The following is a 16085-nucleotide window of genomic DNA, read 5'->3' on the forward strand; positions in this document are numbered from 1 at the left end:
TTTATAACCATTGAGCCCTGCCGAATGCGTCCTATATTCAAGACATGGCTAACCATTTGCCTATTATTGCCACTGGCCGCCCACGCCACCAATCGTGAGCAACACCTTCCTTCGGGCTTCACCGGCTACACCGCAAAGTCATCTGCGAGTGCGCCTTATGTTGCCTCTACCAGCAAGACCGTAGCACGTCCTGCCTCCAGTAAAGCCCACCGCAAGGCCCCGGGCAAAATTGCGGCCGCTTCCCTGGCCGCCGCCAACAAGCAGAGCAGCACGGTGCTGAGCCGCGCCGTCAACGTGCTGGGCACCCCTTATCGTTGGGGCGGCAGCAGCCCAAGTAAAGGGTTCGACTGCAGCGGGCTGGTCAAATACGCCTTTAATGACGTGGCCGCCGTTGATTTGCCACGCACCTCCAGCGAAATGGCCAGCGGCCATGGCCAAAAGGTCGAGCGCAAGGACTTGAAGCCTGGCGACTTGCTGTTTTTCAACATCAAGAGCCGCAAGGTCAACCACGTTGCCATCTACCTGGGCAACGACCGCTTTATCCACGCTCCGCGTCGCGGCAAGTCGGTGACTATCGACACGCTGCAAAAGCCTTACTGGCAGAACCACTATGTGGTTGCCAAGCGTGTGCTGCCTAAAGAGAAAGGCGCGCTGCAGGTTGTGCAACGCTAAGCGCAGGCAAATCATGCAGCCGCTTCCAGCGGCTGCATGCCAACCAGGTCAGCGATATCCATCCCCCCTCCCAATTCCAGTAGAATGCCGCTGACTTTCACAACAGCGGGCTTACACGAATGTCCACGATAGCAGGCAACATTGCCCGGGTTGAGGCGCGCATCCGTGCAGCCGCACTGGCTGTGCAACGTGATGTAACGAGCATTCATCTACTCGCTGTCAGCAAGACCAAACCTGCTGGCGCGCTGCGTGAAGCCCATGCCGCGGGCATTCGCGACTTTGGCGAAAACTACCTGCAGGAAGCCCGCGCCAAACAGCTCGAATTAGCCGACCTGCCCTTGTGTTGGCACTTCATCGGCCCCATTCAATCGAACAAGACGCGCGACATCGCCGAGCATTTTGCGTGGGTGCATTCCGTTGACCGGCTCAAAATTGCCCAGCGCCTGTCTGAACAGCGCCCGGCAAACCTGCCGCCGCTCAATATCTGCATTCAGGTCAATGTCAGCGGTGAGGCCAGCAAGTCGGGCTGTACCCCGGCAGACCTTCCTGCGCTGGCGGCCGCCATCAGCGCCCTGCCACGCTTGAAACTGCGCGGCCTGATGGCGATACCCGAGCCCACGGAGGACCGCGCCGAGCAGGACGCAGCCTTTGCGACAGTACGCACATTGCAAGAAAGCCTGAACATGGGCCTTGATACGCTTTCAATGGGCATGAGCCATGACCTGGAGTCTGCGATTGCCCAAGGCGCCACCTGGGTACGCATCGGCACTGCATTATTTGGCGCCCGCGACTACGGCCAGGCCTGAAACGGCCTGTCTCATTTTTTATAAGGATCGGTTATGAGCAAAATGCGTATTGCCTTTATCGGCGCCGGCAACATGGCTTCCAGCTTGATCGGCGGCCTGTTGGCCAAAGGCCTGGATGCAGCACAGATCCGCGCCAGCGATCCGGGTGCCGAGACGCGGGCCAAAGTGGCCGCCGAGCATGGCATCGAACTGTTTGCCGATAACGCGCAAGCCATTCAGGACGCCGATGTGATTGTGATCGCGGTCAAGCCACAGGCCATGAAAGCCGTGTGCCAGGACCTGCGCCCGCACCTCAAGCCCCATCAATTGCTGGTATCCATTGCCGCCGGCATTACCTGCGCCAGCCTGCTTGACTGGCTGGGCAACCAGCCGCTGGTACGCTGCATGCCCAACACCCCGGCCCTGCTGGGCAAGGGCGTAAGTGGCCTGTTTGCCACCGCCGATGTTACCGCCGAGCAACGCCAGCAGGCTGAACAACTGCTAAGTGCCGTGGGCATTGTGGTGTGGGTGGACAGCGAAGCGCAGATCGATGCCGTGACTGCCGTGTCCGGCAGCGGCCCGGCGTACTTCTTCCTGTTGATCGAAGCCATGACCGATGCCGGCGTCAAGCTCGGCCTGCCCCGTGACGTGGCCAAGCAGCTTGCCGAGCAGACTGCACTGGGTGCCGCGCACATGGCCGTGGCCAGCGATGTCGATGCTGCCGAGCTGCGCCGCCGCGTGACCTCGCCTGCCGGTACTACTGAAGCAGCGATCAAGTCATTCCAGGCCGACGGCTTTGCCGCCACGGTCGAAAAAGCATTGAGTGCCGCCGCGCACCGCTCGGCCGAAATGGCCGAACAACTGGGTCAATAAAGGAGCACATGATGTCCGGACTTAATGGCGCTGCCATTTTCGTGATTCAAACCCTGGGTAGCCTCTACCTGCTGATCGTACTGCTGCGGTTTATCCTGCAACTGGTGCGGGCGAACTTCTACAACCCGCTGTGCCAGTTCATCGTCAAGGCCACCCAGCCGCTGCTCAAGCCGCTGCGCCGGGTGATCCCGAGCCTGTTCGGCCTGGACATGTCATCGCTGGTACTGGCGATCATCGTGCAGATGGTGATCTTCGCCGTGGTCCTGACGCTCAGCTACATGTCGTTCAACGTCTTTGGCCTGCTGCTCTGGGCGATCATTGGCGTGACTGCGCTGTTTTTGAAAGTGTTCTTCTTCGCCATGATCATCAGCGTGATCCTGTCGTGGGTGGCACCCGGCAGCACCAGCCCTGGCGCTGAACTGGTCAACCAGATCACCGAACCTGCCCTGGCCCCGTTCCGCCGCTTCCTGCCAAGCATGGGCGGCCTGGATATCTCGCCCATCCTGGCGTTTATGGTGATCCAGCTGATCCAGAGCTTCGTGATCCCGCCATTGGCCATGTACGTCGGCATGCCGGTCATCTTGTTCGGCCTGATCTGATGAGCTACTACCGTTGGGACGGCGAGGACCTGATTCTCGACTGTCACCTGCAACCCAAGGCCAGCAGCGACGAGTTCGCCGGCCTGCACGGTGACCGCCTGAAAATCCGTCTCACCGCCCCACCGGTAGAGGGCAAGGCCAACGCCCACCTGATGGCCTTTCTGGCCAAGGCGTTCGGCATAGCCAAAAGTCAGGTCAGCCTGGTGAGCGGCGAGCTTAACCGGCAGAAACGCGTGCGCTTGCATGCACCCAAAAAACTGCCGGACTTGCCGGGGCTGGCCAGGCCCTGAACCTGTGGGAGCGGGCTTGCTCGCGATACTGGCACCGCGCTCGGTCGACAAACTGCGGTGATGCAATCGCGAGCAAGCCCGCTCCCACAGAGTTTGGCTACAGGTCATAAAATCAGCCCAGACCATTGCTTGCTGCTACGCCCCCCGCTCATTAGACTTACGCCTCATTTAAATGAGAGCAGGGTCGATGCCAGCTGCCTTTCCCCCCGATTCCGTTGGTCTGGTCGTGCCGCAAACAGCGCACTTCAACGAGCCCCTGGCGCTAGCCTGCGGTCGCTCACTGCCTGCCTATGATCTGATCTACGAAACCTACGGCCAGCTCAATGCCTCGGCCAGCAACGCCGTACTCATCTGTCACGCACTGTCAGGGCACCATCACGCGGCGGGCTACCACAGCGCCGATGATCGCAAGCCCGGCTGGTGGGACAGTTGCATCGGTCCCGGCAAGCCAATCGACACCAACAAGTTCTTCGTCGTCAGCCTCAACAACCTGGGCGGCTGCAACGGTTCTACCGGCCCAAGCAGCATGAACCCTGAAACCGGCCGGCCGTTTGGCGCCGAGTTCCCGGTGTTGACCGTTGAAGATTGGGTCCACAGTCAGGCTCGCCTGGCTGACCGGCTGGGCATCAGCCAATGGGCTGCCGTGATCGGCGGCAGCCTGGGTGGCATGCAGGCGCTGCAGTGGAGCATCAGTTACCCTGATCGCCTGCGCCATTGCCTGGCGATTGCCTCGGCGCCCAAATTGTCCGCGCAAAATATCGCGTTCAACGAAGTCGCTCGTCAGGCCATCCTTACCGACCCCGAGTTCCACGGCGGTTCGTTCCAGGAAAAAGGCGTGATTCCCAAGCGCGGCCTGATGCTGGCACGCATGGTCGGGCATATCACCTACCTGTCCGATGACTCGATGGGCGAAAAATTCGGCCGTGGCCTGAAGAACGAAAACCTCAACTACGACTTCCACAGCGTCGAGTTCCAGGTCGAGAGCTACCTGCGTTATCAGGGCGAAGAGTTCTCCGGGCGTTTCGACGCCAACACTTACCTGTTGATGACCAAGGCGCTGGACTACTTCGACCCGGCGGCCAACTTTGACGACGACCTGGCCAAAACTTTTGCCGGGGCCAAGGCACGCTTCTGCGTGATGTCGTTCACCACCGACTGGCGCTTCTCGCCGGCCCGCTCGCGGGAGCTGGTGGATGCATTGATGGCCGCGAAAAAAGACGTCTGCTACCTGGAAATCGACGCTCCGCAAGGCCATGACGCCTTTCTGATCCCGATTCCGCGCTACCTGCAAGCCTTCAGCAATTACATGAACCGCATAGAACTGTGAGAACGCCATGAGAGCCGACCTGGAAATCATCCAAGACTGGATCCCCGCCGGCAGCCGCGTGCTCGACCTTGGTTGTGGTGATGGCGAACTGCTGAGCTGGCTGCGCGACAACAAGCAAGTCACCGGTTACGGCCTGGAAAACGACCCGGACAACATTGCCGAATGTGTGGCCAAGGGCATCAACGTCATCGAGCAGGACCTCGACAAGGGCCTGGGCAACTTCGCCAGCAACAGCTTTGATATCGTGGTCATGACCCAGGCGCTGCAAGCCGTGCACTACCCCGACCGGATCCTCGATGAAATGCTGCGCGTCGGTCGCCAGTGCATCATCACCTTTCCGAACTTCGGCCACTGGCGTTGCCGCTGGTACCTTGCCAGCAAGGGGCGGATGCCGGTCTCCGAATTCCTGCCTTACACCTGGTACAACACGCCGAACATTCACTTCTGCACTTTCGAAGACTTCGAGGCGCTGTGCCGCGAGCGCGAAGCACAAGTGATCAACCGCCTTGCCGTAGATCAACAACACCGACACGGGTGGGCGAGCAAGATATGGCCTAACCTGTTGGGCGAGATTGGCATTTATCGTGTCAGCAGTCCCGGCCTTCAGGATCATCAGGTCGCGGTCTAAACCAGCAAGTTCTACGGAGAGTGACAATGGGTCGTATTGGATTACTACTGCTTTCGATGTGTTTTGGCATGCAGGCTTTTGCCGGTGACGGCACATCTGCCCAGCGTCAACAGACGTTTGGCGACACAACGGTGTATTACAACGCGTTCCCGTCGACTTTCCTGACGCCGGAAATCGCCAACGAATTTGAAGTCACCCGCAGCAAAACCAATGCGGTGCTCAACATCACCCTGAACAAGGGCGGCAAGAACATTGCCGCCAACGTTCAAGGCACGGTCCGGACGGGCGATGCCAAGCCGATACCCTTGACCTTCCGTCAGGTGGGCAAGAACGGCGAAATCAATTATCTGGCCCAGTTCCCGGTGGCCGGGCCGCAGACCTTCACCTTCAAAGTGGATGTGAAGGCAGGCGGCGCTACCTCTGAAACCATCCAATTTTCTCAAATGGTCGCTCCAATCGAATGATGAACCTCACGCAACTGGTGCTGGCTAGCCACAACGCCGGCAAACTCAAAGAACTTCAGGCCATGCTCGGCGAGTCGGTGCAGTTGCGCTCGATTGGAGAATTCAGCAGCGTTGAGCCGGAAGAAACCGGCTTGTCGTTTGTTGAGAACGCAATTCTTAAAGCCCGCAATGCCGCACGCCTCTCGGGCTTGCCGGCACTGGCCGACGACTCGGGGCTGGCCGTGGACTTTCTCGGCGGCGCGCCGGGCATTTATTCGGCACGTTATGCAGACGGCAAAGGCGACGCGGCCAACAACGCCAAGCTGCTCGACGCCCTCAAAGACGTGCCCGAGGCAGAGCGCGGTGCACAGTTTGTCTGCGTGCTGGCACTGGTACGCCACGCCGACGACCCGCTGCCGATCATCTGTGAAGGCCTGTGGCACGGGTGCATCCTGCCTGCAGCCAGCGGCGAACACGGTTTCGGCTATGACCCGCTGTTCTGGGTACCGGAGCGCAACTGCTCCAGCGCCGAACTCAGCCCCACGGAGAAAAACCAGCTGAGCCACCGTGCGCGCGCCATGGTTTTGCTGCGTCAGCGTTTGGGCCTGAAATGACCCACGACACACCTCCACAGCCGCTCTATCTGGGCGCGGCTGGCTTTACCCAGCAGGCGCCGCGCGCGCCGCTGAGCCAATTGCCCCCTCTGTCGCTGTATATCCATATTCCGTGGTGCGTGCGCAAATGCCCGTATTGCGACTTCAACTCCCACACCGCCAGCCCGGTGCTGCCCGAAGACGAATACGTCGACGCGCTGCTGGCCGACCTCGATCAGGACCTGCACGCTGTTTATGGTCGCGAGCTCAGCTCGATCTTCTTCGGCGGCGGCACACCGAGCCTGTTCAGCGCACACGCTCTGGGGCGCCTGCTAAAAGGCGTTGAAGCGCGCATCCCGTTTGCCAGTGATATCGAAATCACCCTGGAAGCCAACCCGGGCACATTCGAGCAGGAAAAGTTCGTGGCTTACCGCAAGCTGGGCATCAATCGCCTGTCGATCGGTATCCAGAGCTTCCAGCAAGAGAAGCTGCAGGCCCTGGGTCGCATCCACAACGGCGATGAAGCTGTGCGTGCAGCCTCAATGGCGCGACTGGCGGGCTTTGACAACTTCAACCTGGACCTGATGCACGGCTTGCCCGATCAGTCCCTGGAGGACGCCCTGAGCGACCTGCGCCAGGCTATTGCGCTCAAGCCGACGCATCTGTCGTGGTATCAGCTGACCCTGGAGCCCAACACGGTGTTCTGGAACCAGCCCCCCGTGCTGCCGGAAGACGACACCCTGTGGGACATTCAGGAAGCCGGTCAAGCGCTGCTCGCCGAGCACGGCTACACCCAGTACGAAGTGTCGGCCTACGCCCAGCCCGGCCGGCCGGCGCGGCACAATCTCAATTACTGGAGTTTCGGCGACTTTATCGGCATCGGCGCTGGCGCCCACGGCAAACTGAGCCATCCTGATGGCCGTATCGTGCGCACCTGGAAAACTCGTCTGCCAAAGGACTACCTGAATCCAGCGAAATCCTTTCAAGCAGGAGAGAAAGCTCTTACAGCAGAAGAGCTGCCATTTGAGTTTCTAATGAACGCCTTGCGCCTGACCGACGGCGTTGACTCGGCGCTCTACCCTCAGCGCACGGGGTTACCACTGGACAGCTTGAGCACTGGACGCAAAGCAGCCGAACAAAGTGGCTTATTGCAGGTCGAACCGTCACGCCTGGCGGCAACTGCCCGGGGCCAGCTGTTTCTCAATGACCTGTTGCAGCACTTTTTGACCTAAGGAAATCGAATGGACTTGGTACTCGACCTGCTTGCCAACGTATCGCGCTGGAGCCGCAGTCACCTCTCGGAGATCGCTCTGGCCTTGATTGGCTGTGTACTGGTGCTGTTCGGTGCCGACTTCAAGGGCTGGGTCGAACAACGTCTGGGCAGCATTGCGGGCGCCCTGCGCGTGCCGCTGATGGCCCTGCTTTGCCTGATCGGCAGCGGTGCGGCCCTGATCTACGCCACGCCCTGGGTCGAACGCGGGTTGAGCCAGTTCAACAACTACAGCCTGGCACCGGTGCTGTTGGTGGTGCTGGTATTGATCGGGGTGGTGGCGGATCGGCGCTGAAGAACACCCAGGATATCGTGTGGGAGCGGGCTTGCTCGCGATACAGGCTACGCGGTGCATCTGATTCACCGCTGTGATGCCATCGCGAGCAAGCCCGCTCCCACAGATTTCGTACGAACTTCACCGACCCCAAAGCAGGGTGGGGCCGGTGATTGAAAAACCGCTTAAGCCAGTTTTTCGAACTTCAAATCCCACACGCCGTGCCCAAGACGTTCGCCGCGGCGTTCGAACTTGGTCACCGGGCGCTCAGGCGGACGTGGCACGCACTTGCCGTCTTCAGCCAGGTTGCGATAACCAGGCGCGACGTTCATCACTTCCAGCATGTATTCAGCATACGGTTCCCAGTCGGTAGCCATGTGCAACACGCCGCCAACCTTGAGCTTGGAGCGCACCAGTTCGGCGAAGGACGCTTGCACGATCCGGCGCTTGTGGTGACGGCTCTTGTGCCAAGGGTCCGGGAAGAACAGCAGCAGGCGATCAAGGCTGTTGTCTGCCACGCAACGGGTCAGGACTTCGATTGCATCGCAATCGTATACCCGCAAGTTGGTCAGGCCCTGGGTCAACACGCCGTTAAGCAGCGCGCCCACACCCGGACGGTGAACCTCTACGCCGATAAAGTCCTGCTCAGGCGAAGCCGCTGCCATTTCCAGCAGGGAATGGCCCATGCCAAAACCGATTTCCAGGGTGCGCGGCGCAGAGCGACCGAATACCTGGTCGAAATCGACCGGCGCGTCAGCCAGTGGCAGTACATACAGCGGCGTGCCTTGGTCGAGGCCGCGTTGCTGGCCTTCGGTCATGCGCCCGGCGCGCATCACAAAACTCTTGATGCGACGGTGTTGGCGATCGTCGCCTTCTTCCGGGATTGGGGTGTCTAGTGATTCAGTCATCAGTGGCTCTTACTTGATCAGACCATCCAGCGGCGAAGAGGCGCTGGCATAGAGTTTTTTCGGCATGCGCCCGGCCAGGTACGCCAGGCGGCCCGCCACAATGGCGTGTTTCATGGCTTCGGCCATGATGATCGGATGCTGGGCATTGGCGATGGCCGAGTTCATCAGCACCGCTTCGCAGCCCATTTCCATGGCGATGGTCGCGTCGGAGGCAGTGCCCACACCCGCATCGACCAGTACCGGAATTTTTGCTTCTTCAAGGATGATGCGCAGGTTGTAGGGATTGCAGATCCCCAGACCGGTGCCAATCAGGCCAGCCAGCGGCATCACGGCAATACAGCCCATGGCTTCCAGCTCGCGGGCAATGATCGGATCATCGCTGGTGTACACCATTACGTCGAAACCGTCCTTGACCAGAATCTCGGCGGCCTTGAGGGTTTCGATCACGTTGGGGAACAGGGTTTTCTGGTCGGCCAGCACTTCAAGCTTGACCAGCTTGTGGCCATCGAGCAGTTCACGGGCCAGGCGGCAGGTACGTACGGCTTCAACCGCGTCATAGCAGCCTGCAGTGTTGGGCAGGATGGTGTAGCGATCCGGCGGCAACACATCGAGCAGGTTCGGCTCGCCCGGGTTCTGACCGATGTTGGTGCGGCGTACGGCGACGGTGACGATCTCGGCACCCGAGGCTTCAATGGCCAGGCGGGTTTCTTCAAGGTCACGGTACTTGCCGGTGCCCACCAGCAGGCGCGACTGGTAAGTACGGCCGGCCAGGGTAAAAGGCTTGTCGCTGCGAACGTTGCTCATCGGGAATCCTCTTTAATTATGTGCACTTGCGGGTCGAGCATGTTGGGCAGGGCAAAAACCTAGCCGCCACCGATGGCATGCACCACTTCGACCTGGTCACCGGCTTTGAGTACCGTCTCGGCATGCTGGCTGCGCGGGACAATGTCCAGGTTCAGCTCGACCGCAACCCTGCGGCCGGTCAGTTCCTGACGGGCCAGCAAGTCGGCGACGGTCTCGCCGTCGGGTAGTTCAAAGGATTCACCGTTCAACTGAATGAGCATGCGCGACGCTGCCTTCATTTTAAGGGGCCAGCATTCTAGCCCGATCAGTCAGGCCGACCCAAGCCATTCATCTTGCAGGCTCAGCTCAGGCGCCAGGCGGCCAGCCCTAAACACAGCCAGCCGGCCAGAAATGCCAGGCCGCCGAAGGGCGTGATGATCCCCAGCTTGCTGATGCCGGTCATGGTCAGCACATACAGGCTGCCGGAAAACAGCACAATGCCGACAGCAAAACAGACACCTGCCCAGGTCACCAGGCGCCCGGGCAGATGAGTGGCCAGCAAGGCCACGCCAAACAGGGCCAGGGTGTGGACCAACTGGTAGGTCACGCCTGTATGAAAAATAGCCAGATACTGTTCAGTCAGGCGGCCTTTAAGGCCATGGGCCGCGAAAGCACCCAAAGCAACACCGGTAAAGCCGAAGAATGCGGCCAGCATCAAAAAAACGCGCAGCATGGGGTTACTCCAGTCAGGATCATGGAATGGCGCAGGGTCTGTATAATGGCCCGCTCAACGGGTTCGGCCAAGTCATCCATGCTGCGTTTTCTTGTTCATCGCTTTCTCAAGGTCCTGCTCTGGTTCGCAGTGGGCAGCGCATTGCTGGTGCTGGTTTTTCGCTGGGTGCCGCTTCCCGGCACGGCGCTGATGGTCGAACGCAAGGTCGAGTCATGGCTTGACGGCCAGCCGATTGACCTGCAGCGCAGTTGGCGGCCGTGGGATGAAATATCCGACGAACTGAAAGTTGCGGTCATGGCAGGTGAGGATCAGAAATTCCCCGAGCACTGGGGTTTTGACTTCGGGGCGATCAGGGCTGCGCTGATCCACAACGAACAAGGCGGAACGCTGCGCGGTGCCAGTACGCTGAGCCAGCAAGTGTCGAAGAACCTGTTTTTGTGGTCCGGTCGCAGCTGGCTGCGCAAAGGCCTGGAAGCCTGGTTTACCGCGTTGATCGAGGTGTTGTGGCCCAAGCAGCGGATTCTTGAGGTGTACCTCAATAGTGCGGAGTGGGATGAAGGCGTGTTCGGCGCCGAGGCCGCAGCGCAGCATCACTTTGGCGTGAGTGCCAAAAACCTTACGCGCCAGCAGGCCAGTTATCTGGCGGCCGTGCTGCCCAGCCCGCTGAACTGGAGTGCAAGCCACCCCAGCACCTATGTCAGCCGCCGCGCCGGGTGGATTCGTCAGCAGATGAGCCAGTTGGGGGGCGACAGCTATCTCACCACACTGAACAACTCACGCAAGGCGCCTTGGGCGGGCTAACCTGAAAATCTGAATACCCCTCACCCCAGCCCTCTCCCAAAGGCAGAGGGGGCCGATCTCCAGCGAATTCAAAATCCGCGTCAACCCCGATCAAGCGGCTGGGGTGAGGGCCAAGGACTCACTCAGCAATCCGGTTTGTCCGCTGTATAGCGCCGCGCCGGGTTTACCGCCGCACCAAACTCACGCAGTGCCTTGGCGCCAATCAACAGCGGGTAGTTGAAGCTGCTCCGGTCGGTGAGGTTGACCTCCACCGTGCGTTTGACATCACCCAGGCACATTTCCAGATCGACCACCGGGCGCTTGGCGCTTTCGGGGGTTTCCCGGTCTTCATCTTCATCGGCGCGGCTTTTGATCTTGCTGATGCGCGCCACCTTATGTTCATACACTTTGCTGCTGGCACCTTCGGTGGCCAGCTGGAAGCGCACCCACTCTTCACCGTCACGGGTAAAGGTCTGGATATTTTTGGCCGACAGCGACGCGGTCAAGGCACCCGTGTCCATCTTGGCTTTAAGGGTCTCGCCGATTTCCGGCAATTTGATGTACTCGTAACGCCCGTAAAGGGTCGGCTCGGCGGCCATCACCGGCAGCGCCAATACAGACAGCAACGCAAGAACAGACTTCATGCAGGCATTTCCTTTGAAAAAGTAAGAGTTAGACCACTTATCCACAGTAGGTTCACACTGGGTGTGTGGGAGCGAGCAGGCTCGCTCCCACAAGGTCCATGGATTTGGCGTTCTACGCCAGTCTGCTTATCATGGCCAGTCCTTAAACGTTCAAGAGTTGCTTATGCGCCGCCTGCTCACCGGCTGTCTGGTTACCCTGCTGTTGCTGTGCAACACCCTGATCCTGTTCGGGCCGTTGATGCTGTTTGCCCTGCTCAAACTGGCATCGTCGGGGCGCCTGCGCGATTACAATTCGCGGGCGGTGATGTGGATTGCCGAAACCTGGTCCGAAATCGACAAACGCATTTTTGCCCTGTGCCTGCCCACCCAATGGGATATTCGCGGCGCCGAAGGTCTGAGCCGCGATACCTCGTATCTGGTGATCAGCAACCACCAGTCGTGGGTCGATATCCCCGCGTTAATGCAGGGCCTGAACCGGCGCACGCCATTCTTCAAATTCTTCCTGAAAAAAGAACTGATCTGGGTCCCCTTTCTGGGCCTGGCATGGTGGGCGCTCGACTACCCGTTCATGAAGCGCTATTCCAAGGCCTTTCTGGCCAAACATCCGCAGCTCAAAGGCGAAGACCTGAAGATCACCCGGGCTGCCTGCGAACTGTTCAAGCGCCAGCCGGTGACGATCGTCAATTACCTCGAGGGCACGCGCTTTACCCCGGCCAAACACGCGCAACAACATTCACCCTATACCTGGCTGCTCAAGCCCAAGGCAGGCGGGGTGGCGTTTGTGCTGGCGGCGATGGGCGAACAGCTGGATGCCGTGCTCGACGTGACTGTGGTGTATCCACAGGCAAAGATTCCGGGCTTTTGGCAGTTGATCAGCGGGCAGGTGCCCAAGGTGATTGTCGATATACAGACCCGCGAACTGGATCCGGCATTGTGGCAGGGGGATTACGAAAACGACCCGGTGTTTCGTGAGCAGGTCCAGAGCTGGGTCAACCAGCTCTGGACCCTGAAAGTCCAGCGTATCAGCACCTTGCGTGCCGAGCGCGGCTAGCCTTTAAACGCCCCAGGCGCTGCCCAGCTTGCTCAGCAGCGAAGTGCTGACGTTCTGGCCCTTGAAGTAGTCCAGCAGTACCGGAGCAAACTTGGCAACCATACCGTCCTGCATGCCCAGCGCCGTGAATGCGGCGTTCAGCTGGTCAGTGTTGGCCACGTTGCTGACAGCGCTGGTCGCGGTCTCGGAAACACCGCTGGATTTGCCCAGCAGGCCGCCCAACTGGCTCAACTGACCCAGGGCACCGGCGCCAGCCAGCTTGTTCACGCCCGGCACTTGCTGAGTCAGTTCGGAGTAGTCGCTGGAGGTCAGCTGGTTTTTCGCCAGGCTCAACATCGCGCCAATACCGCCCGCTGCCTGCTCAGGCTTGACGCCCAGCTCGTTGACCTTGGTCAGCATCTGCACGGCCTGGGCCGATTTGTCCGTGGTGGCGCCATTACCGTTGCCACCCTGAACCTGCGCGGCCACGTTGGCTACGTCGCTCAGGCTGAAACCTGCGAACACCGGGCTCGCTGCCACGGTCATCAATGTTGCCAGTGCCACGCCGCTCAACTTTTTCATCGCTTCAACCTCTAGAACCAAAAAGCCGCCCGCCAGGGAGCGGTAAAACTATGGGTAAGACCCAAAAACCGGGCAGATGTTCCCAAGTGCCACTATCGGGTCAAACGGTCTGTAATCTTAATTGAAAACGAGTGCATCCGCTGAGCCCTTGCCTGCGTATACAGAGCAGCGAGGTAACTCACATGATTGGAACAACCCTATACCCTGAACTACCCTCAACCGACAACTGGTCTGAAGTCCTGGCTTTTTTTGAGGGGAGAACAGCTATTTTAACCGCCAATACCGATTACCTTGAAAAGCTGTTGGCCCAATGTTCATTGGGTAATCGACGCGCCTTTGAAACCCTCTACCGCAGCGTGGCCCCGCGCTTGTACAGCGTGGCCTTGCGCTGCATGGGCCGACGCGACCTGGCAGAGGATGTGGTGCAGGAAAGTTTTGTGCGTATCTGGCACAGCGCCTCACGTTACGAAGCCCATTTGTCGGCACCGCTGACCTGGATGATCACCATCACCCGCAACCAGGCCATCGACCAGTTGCGCAAACACCGTGAATTGCCCTTGAGTGACCAGCAGCAAGACAACGTGGCCGATGACAGTCCCAGCGCCCTCGACCAACTGGGCAGCGCCCGTGAAGCCTGCGCCCTCAACCAGTGCCTGGAACAACTCGAAGGCATGCAACTCCAGAGCATCACCAGCGCTTACTTCCATGGGCTGAGCGCCAGCGAGCTGGCACAGCAACTGGCTGCACCCCTCGGTTCGGTCAAATCCTGGATTCGCCGGGGTATGCAGCGACTGCGCAGGTGCCTCGAATCATGAACTATCAAACACCCGAGTTACGCCGTGCGCTGACCGCCGATTACGCCATCGGGCTGATGCCGCCCACGGCCCGCAGGCGTTTTGAGCACCTGCTGCAGGGCGACGCGCTCCTGCGCGCCGAACTGGCCCGCTGGCTGGAACACCTCAACCTGCTGACCGAGCCACTGATCGAGCAACCCGTACCGGATCGCGTGTGGCGGGCCATCGTGGCCCGTATCGAGCCGCAAACCCTGCATGTGCCGGCAAAGCGTCCGTTCTGGAACTGGCTGCGTTTGAGTGCACTTGCCTGCTCATTGCTGATCGTCGTGACTGCCGGCCTGCTCTACAATCGCGACAGCGTGCAATACAAAGCCACCCTGCTCAGCGGCACTGCGCAGCCCGGCCTGAGCATCGAGGCCCACAGCGATTATCTGAAAGTAAAACCGCTGGAGCTGTCGGCGGTGGATGGGGGCAGCAGCCTGGAACTGTGGGCGATACCGGTTGAAGGCAAACCGGTGTCCCTTGGACTGATCCCCCGCGATGGCGATGGCCGCATAACCCTTAGCCAAAGTCAGCAGCAACTCATCAGGGTGCCGGTGGTGCTCGCCGTGAGCCTGGAACCGCAAGGCGGCTCGCCAACCGGTCAGCCGACGGGCCCCGTGCTGTATCAGGGGCCGCTGGCCAGCCTGTAAAAACAATCCACGCAGTTGTGGGAGCGGGCTTGCTCGCGATGCAGACAACTCGGTACATCTCAATAACCGAGGTGCTGCAATCGCGGGCAAGCCCGCTCCCACAGGGTTGGCGCTGGTGTTTATGCCTTGCTGAACATCCGGTGCGGGTCGATCACGAACTTCTTCGGCACACCGGCATCGAACTCGCCATAGCCCCGCGGCGCGTCGTCCAGGCTGATCACTTCAACACCTACGATGTCAGCGATCTTGATTCGGTCCCACATGATCGCCTGCATCAGCTGGCGGTTGTATTTCATCACTGGCGTCTGCCCGGTGTGGAAGCTGTGGGACTTGGCCCAGCCCAACCCGAAGCGGATGCTCAGGCTGCCCTTCTTCGCCGCCGCGTCTACCGCACCCGGGTCTTCGGTCACATACAGGCCCGGAATGCCGATCTTGCCCGCCACCCGCACCACGCCCATCAGCGAGTTGAGCACCGTGGCCGGTGCTTCATGCTTGACCCCGTCATGGCCGTGCCCGCGAGCTTCAAAACCCACTGCATCCACCGCACAATCCACTTCCGGCTCGCCCAGCAGTTCGGCGATCTGTTCGTGCAGGGGCGTATCTTTGGACAGGTCGGCAATTTCAAACCCCTGCGCCTTGGCGTGGGCCAGACGAATCGGATTAACATCACCGACAATCACCACCGCCGCACCCAGCAAGCGCGCCGAAGCCGCAGCCGCCAGCCCCACCGGGCCAGCACCGGCGATATACACCGTGCTGCCAGGGCCAACACCTGCAGTGACGGCGCCGTGATAGCCGGTGGGCAGGATGTCGGAGAGGCAGGTCAGGTCGCGGATTTTTTCCATCGCCGCATCGCGATTCGGCAGCTTGAGCAGGTTGAAATCGGCGTAAGGCACCAATACATATTCAGCCTGACCGCCAACCCAGTCGCCCATGTCCACGTAACCATATGCGCCGCCGGGACGGGCCGGGTTGACGGTCAGGCACACGCCGGTGTTCTGTTCCTTGCAGCTGCGGCAGCGGCCGCACGCCACGTTGAACGGCACCGAAACCAGGTCGCCGACTTTCAGGTGTTCCACATCACGCCCGGCCTCGATCACCTCGCCGGTGATCTCATGACCCAGCACCAGCCCGGTTTGCGCCGTGGTGCGGCCACGCACCATATGCTGGTCGGAGCCGCAGATATTGGTCGACACTACCCGCAGGATTACGCCGTGGTGGATGGGCTTGCCCTGAGGGTTCTGCATCTTGGGGAAAGGAATGCTTTGCACTTCAACCTGGCCGTTGCCCAGGTACACCACACCGCGATTGTCAGCCATCGTATTCACCCTTAGTTGTTATTGGCGGGATTAACTTTCTGCTTGCAGCTTAGAAGGTGGCGCGGG

22 protein-coding genes are annotated in these 16085 nt (G+C 60.1%); 15 read left to right on the forward strand and 7 right to left on the reverse strand.

The genetic code is table 11. The features are described 5' to 3' along the window. The first annotated feature begins 24 nt into the window (after window positions 1-24). The 11 genes from FHL07_RS08150 (at window position 25) to FHL07_RS08200 (ending at window position 7775) form a co-directional block, all read left to right on the forward strand. Window positions 25-672, forward strand: coding sequence for a C40 family peptidase (locus tag FHL07_RS08150; protein ID WP_094999855.1), 648 nt, complete (start codon window positions 25-27; stop codon window positions 670-672). A 119-nt stretch (window positions 673-791) separates the two neighbouring features. Continuing rightward, entirely contained in the window at window positions 792-1478 is a 687-nt protein-coding gene (locus FHL07_RS08155; protein WP_095019608.1) for a YggS family pyridoxal phosphate-dependent enzyme, read from the forward strand. Between the two features lie 33 nt (window positions 1479-1511). Next, window positions 1512-2330: a pyrroline-5-carboxylate reductase gene (gene proC, locus FHL07_RS08160; RefSeq protein ID WP_094999853.1), complete on the forward strand. Its 819-nt coding sequence runs from the start codon at window positions 1512-1514 to the stop codon at window positions 2328-2330. 11 nt (window positions 2331-2341) lie between these two features. Further along, window positions 2342-2929, forward strand: coding sequence for a YggT family protein (locus FHL07_RS08165; protein ID WP_094999852.1), 588 nt, complete (start codon window positions 2342-2344; stop codon window positions 2927-2929). Continuing rightward, a complete protein-coding gene (locus FHL07_RS08170; protein ID WP_095019607.1) occupies window positions 2929-3219 on the forward strand; it encodes a DUF167 domain-containing protein in 291 nt (96 codons plus the stop codon). Before FHL07_RS08165 ends, FHL07_RS08170 begins: the two co-directional genes overlap by 1 nt. 187 nt (window positions 3220-3406) lie before the next feature. Then, on the forward strand, window positions 3407-4546 hold the full coding sequence (metX, locus tag FHL07_RS08175; RefSeq protein ID WP_094999850.1) for a homoserine O-succinyltransferase MetX: 1140 nt from the start codon (window positions 3407-3409) through the stop codon (window positions 4544-4546). 7 nt (window positions 4547-4553) lie between these two features. Next, window positions 4554-5174, forward strand: a complete 621-nt coding sequence (gene metW, locus FHL07_RS08180) for a methionine biosynthesis protein MetW (RefSeq protein WP_016782543.1) — start codon at window positions 4554-4556, stop codon at window positions 5172-5174. Window positions 5175-5200: 26 nt separating this feature from the next. Next, the gene (locus FHL07_RS08185) at window positions 5201-5638 is read left to right on the forward strand and encodes a DUF4426 domain-containing protein (RefSeq protein WP_094999849.1); all 438 of its coding nucleotides are present in this window, start codon (window positions 5201-5203) and stop codon (window positions 5636-5638) included. Further along, window positions 5635-6231, forward strand: coding sequence for an RdgB/HAM1 family non-canonical purine NTP pyrophosphatase (gene rdgB, locus FHL07_RS08190; protein ID WP_138738360.1), 597 nt, complete (start codon window positions 5635-5637; stop codon window positions 6229-6231). The genes FHL07_RS08185 and rdgB overlap by 4 nt, the downstream gene beginning before the upstream one ends. Then, window positions 6228-7442: a radical SAM family heme chaperone HemW gene (hemW, locus tag FHL07_RS08195; RefSeq protein WP_094999847.1), complete on the forward strand. Its 1215-nt coding sequence runs from the start codon at window positions 6228-6230 to the stop codon at window positions 7440-7442. Before rdgB ends, hemW begins: the two co-directional genes overlap by 4 nt. A gap of 9 nt (window positions 7443-7451) precedes the next feature. Next, the gene (locus FHL07_RS08200) at window positions 7452-7775 is read left to right on the forward strand and encodes a DUF3392 domain-containing protein (protein ID WP_016782547.1); all 324 of its coding nucleotides are present in this window, start codon (window positions 7452-7454) and stop codon (window positions 7773-7775) included. A 164-nt stretch (window positions 7776-7939) separates the two neighbouring features. Here FHL07_RS08200 and trmB read toward each other — a convergent pair whose 3' ends face one another. The 4 genes from trmB to FHL07_RS08225 all read right to left on the reverse strand — a co-directional run bounded on the left by trmB (window position 7940) and on the right by FHL07_RS08225 (window position 10178). Beyond that, complete coding sequence (gene trmB, locus FHL07_RS08210) at window positions 7940-8662, reverse strand: tRNA (guanosine(46)-N7)-methyltransferase TrmB (protein WP_094999846.1); 723 nt, start codon at window positions 8660-8662, stop codon at window positions 7940-7942. Between the two features lie 9 nt (window positions 8663-8671). Continuing rightward, on the reverse strand, window positions 8672-9466 hold the full coding sequence (locus FHL07_RS08215) for a thiazole synthase (RefSeq protein ID WP_019828053.1): 795 nt from the start codon (window positions 9464-9466) through the stop codon (window positions 8672-8674). A gap of 59 nt (window positions 9467-9525) precedes the next feature. Next, window positions 9526-9726, reverse strand: coding sequence for a sulfur carrier protein ThiS (gene thiS / locus FHL07_RS08220; RefSeq protein WP_016782550.1), 201 nt, complete (start codon window positions 9724-9726; stop codon window positions 9526-9528). Window positions 9727-9806: 80 nt separating this feature from the next. After that, window positions 9807-10178 (reverse strand): DUF423 domain-containing protein, encoded by a 372-nt coding sequence (locus FHL07_RS08225; RefSeq protein WP_094999845.1) that lies wholly within the window; start codon window positions 10176-10178, stop codon window positions 9807-9809. Window positions 10179-10223: 45 nt separating this feature from the next. Here FHL07_RS08225 and mtgA point away from each other — a divergent pair, with 45 nt between their 5' ends. Continuing rightward, window positions 10224-10979 carry a monofunctional biosynthetic peptidoglycan transglycosylase gene (gene mtgA / locus FHL07_RS08230; RefSeq protein ID WP_370688633.1) on the forward strand — a complete coding sequence of 252 codons (756 nt, stop codon included), beginning with the start codon at window positions 10224-10226 and terminating at the stop codon, window positions 10977-10979. A 122-nt stretch (window positions 10980-11101) separates the two neighbouring features. On the opposite strand, the gene rloA2 is transcribed toward mtgA, so the two are convergent. Next, window positions 11102-11602: a retropepsin-like aspartic peptidase RloA2 gene (gene rloA2, locus FHL07_RS08235; RefSeq protein WP_095019604.1), complete on the reverse strand. Its 501-nt coding sequence runs from the start codon at window positions 11600-11602 to the stop codon at window positions 11102-11104. Window positions 11603-11765: 163 nt separating this feature from the next. On the opposite strand from rloA2, the gene FHL07_RS08240 reads away from it, so the two are divergent. After that, window positions 11766-12653 carry an acyltransferase gene (locus FHL07_RS08240; protein ID WP_138738362.1) on the forward strand — a complete coding sequence of 296 codons (888 nt, stop codon included), beginning with the start codon at window positions 11766-11768 and terminating at the stop codon, window positions 12651-12653. A 3-nt stretch (window positions 12654-12656) separates the two neighbouring features. Here the strand turns inward: FHL07_RS08240 and FHL07_RS08245 are convergent, their stop codons facing one another. Then, window positions 12657-13214 carry a DUF2780 domain-containing protein gene (locus tag FHL07_RS08245; RefSeq protein ID WP_094999842.1) on the reverse strand — a complete coding sequence of 186 codons (558 nt, stop codon included), beginning with the start codon at window positions 13212-13214 and terminating at the stop codon, window positions 12657-12659. Window positions 13215-13396: 182 nt separating this feature from the next. Between FHL07_RS08245 and FHL07_RS08250 the strand changes: the two genes are divergently transcribed. Both FHL07_RS08250 and FHL07_RS08255 read left to right on the forward strand, forming a co-directional pair. Further along, on the forward strand, window positions 13397-14029 hold the full coding sequence (locus tag FHL07_RS08250) for a sigma-70 family RNA polymerase sigma factor (protein ID WP_232527652.1): 633 nt from the start codon (window positions 13397-13399) through the stop codon (window positions 14027-14029). After that, entirely contained in the window at window positions 14026-14700 is a 675-nt protein-coding gene (locus FHL07_RS08255; RefSeq protein WP_095019602.1) for an anti-sigma factor, read from the forward strand. The genes FHL07_RS08250 and FHL07_RS08255 overlap by 4 nt, the downstream gene beginning before the upstream one ends. A gap of 119 nt (window positions 14701-14819) precedes the next feature. On the opposite strand, the gene fdhA is transcribed toward FHL07_RS08255, so the two are convergent. Next, entirely contained in the window at window positions 14820-16019 is a 1200-nt protein-coding gene (gene fdhA, locus FHL07_RS08260; RefSeq protein WP_094999840.1) for a formaldehyde dehydrogenase, glutathione-independent, read from the reverse strand. Window positions 16020-16085 lie beyond the last annotated feature (66 nt).

Origin of the sequence: Pseudomonas sp. FSL W7-0098 (genome assembly GCF_005930585.1) — a bacterium.
GTDB classification, from domain to species: domain Bacteria; phylum Pseudomonadota; class Gammaproteobacteria; order Pseudomonadales; family Pseudomonadaceae; genus Aquipseudomonas; species Aquipseudomonas bubulae.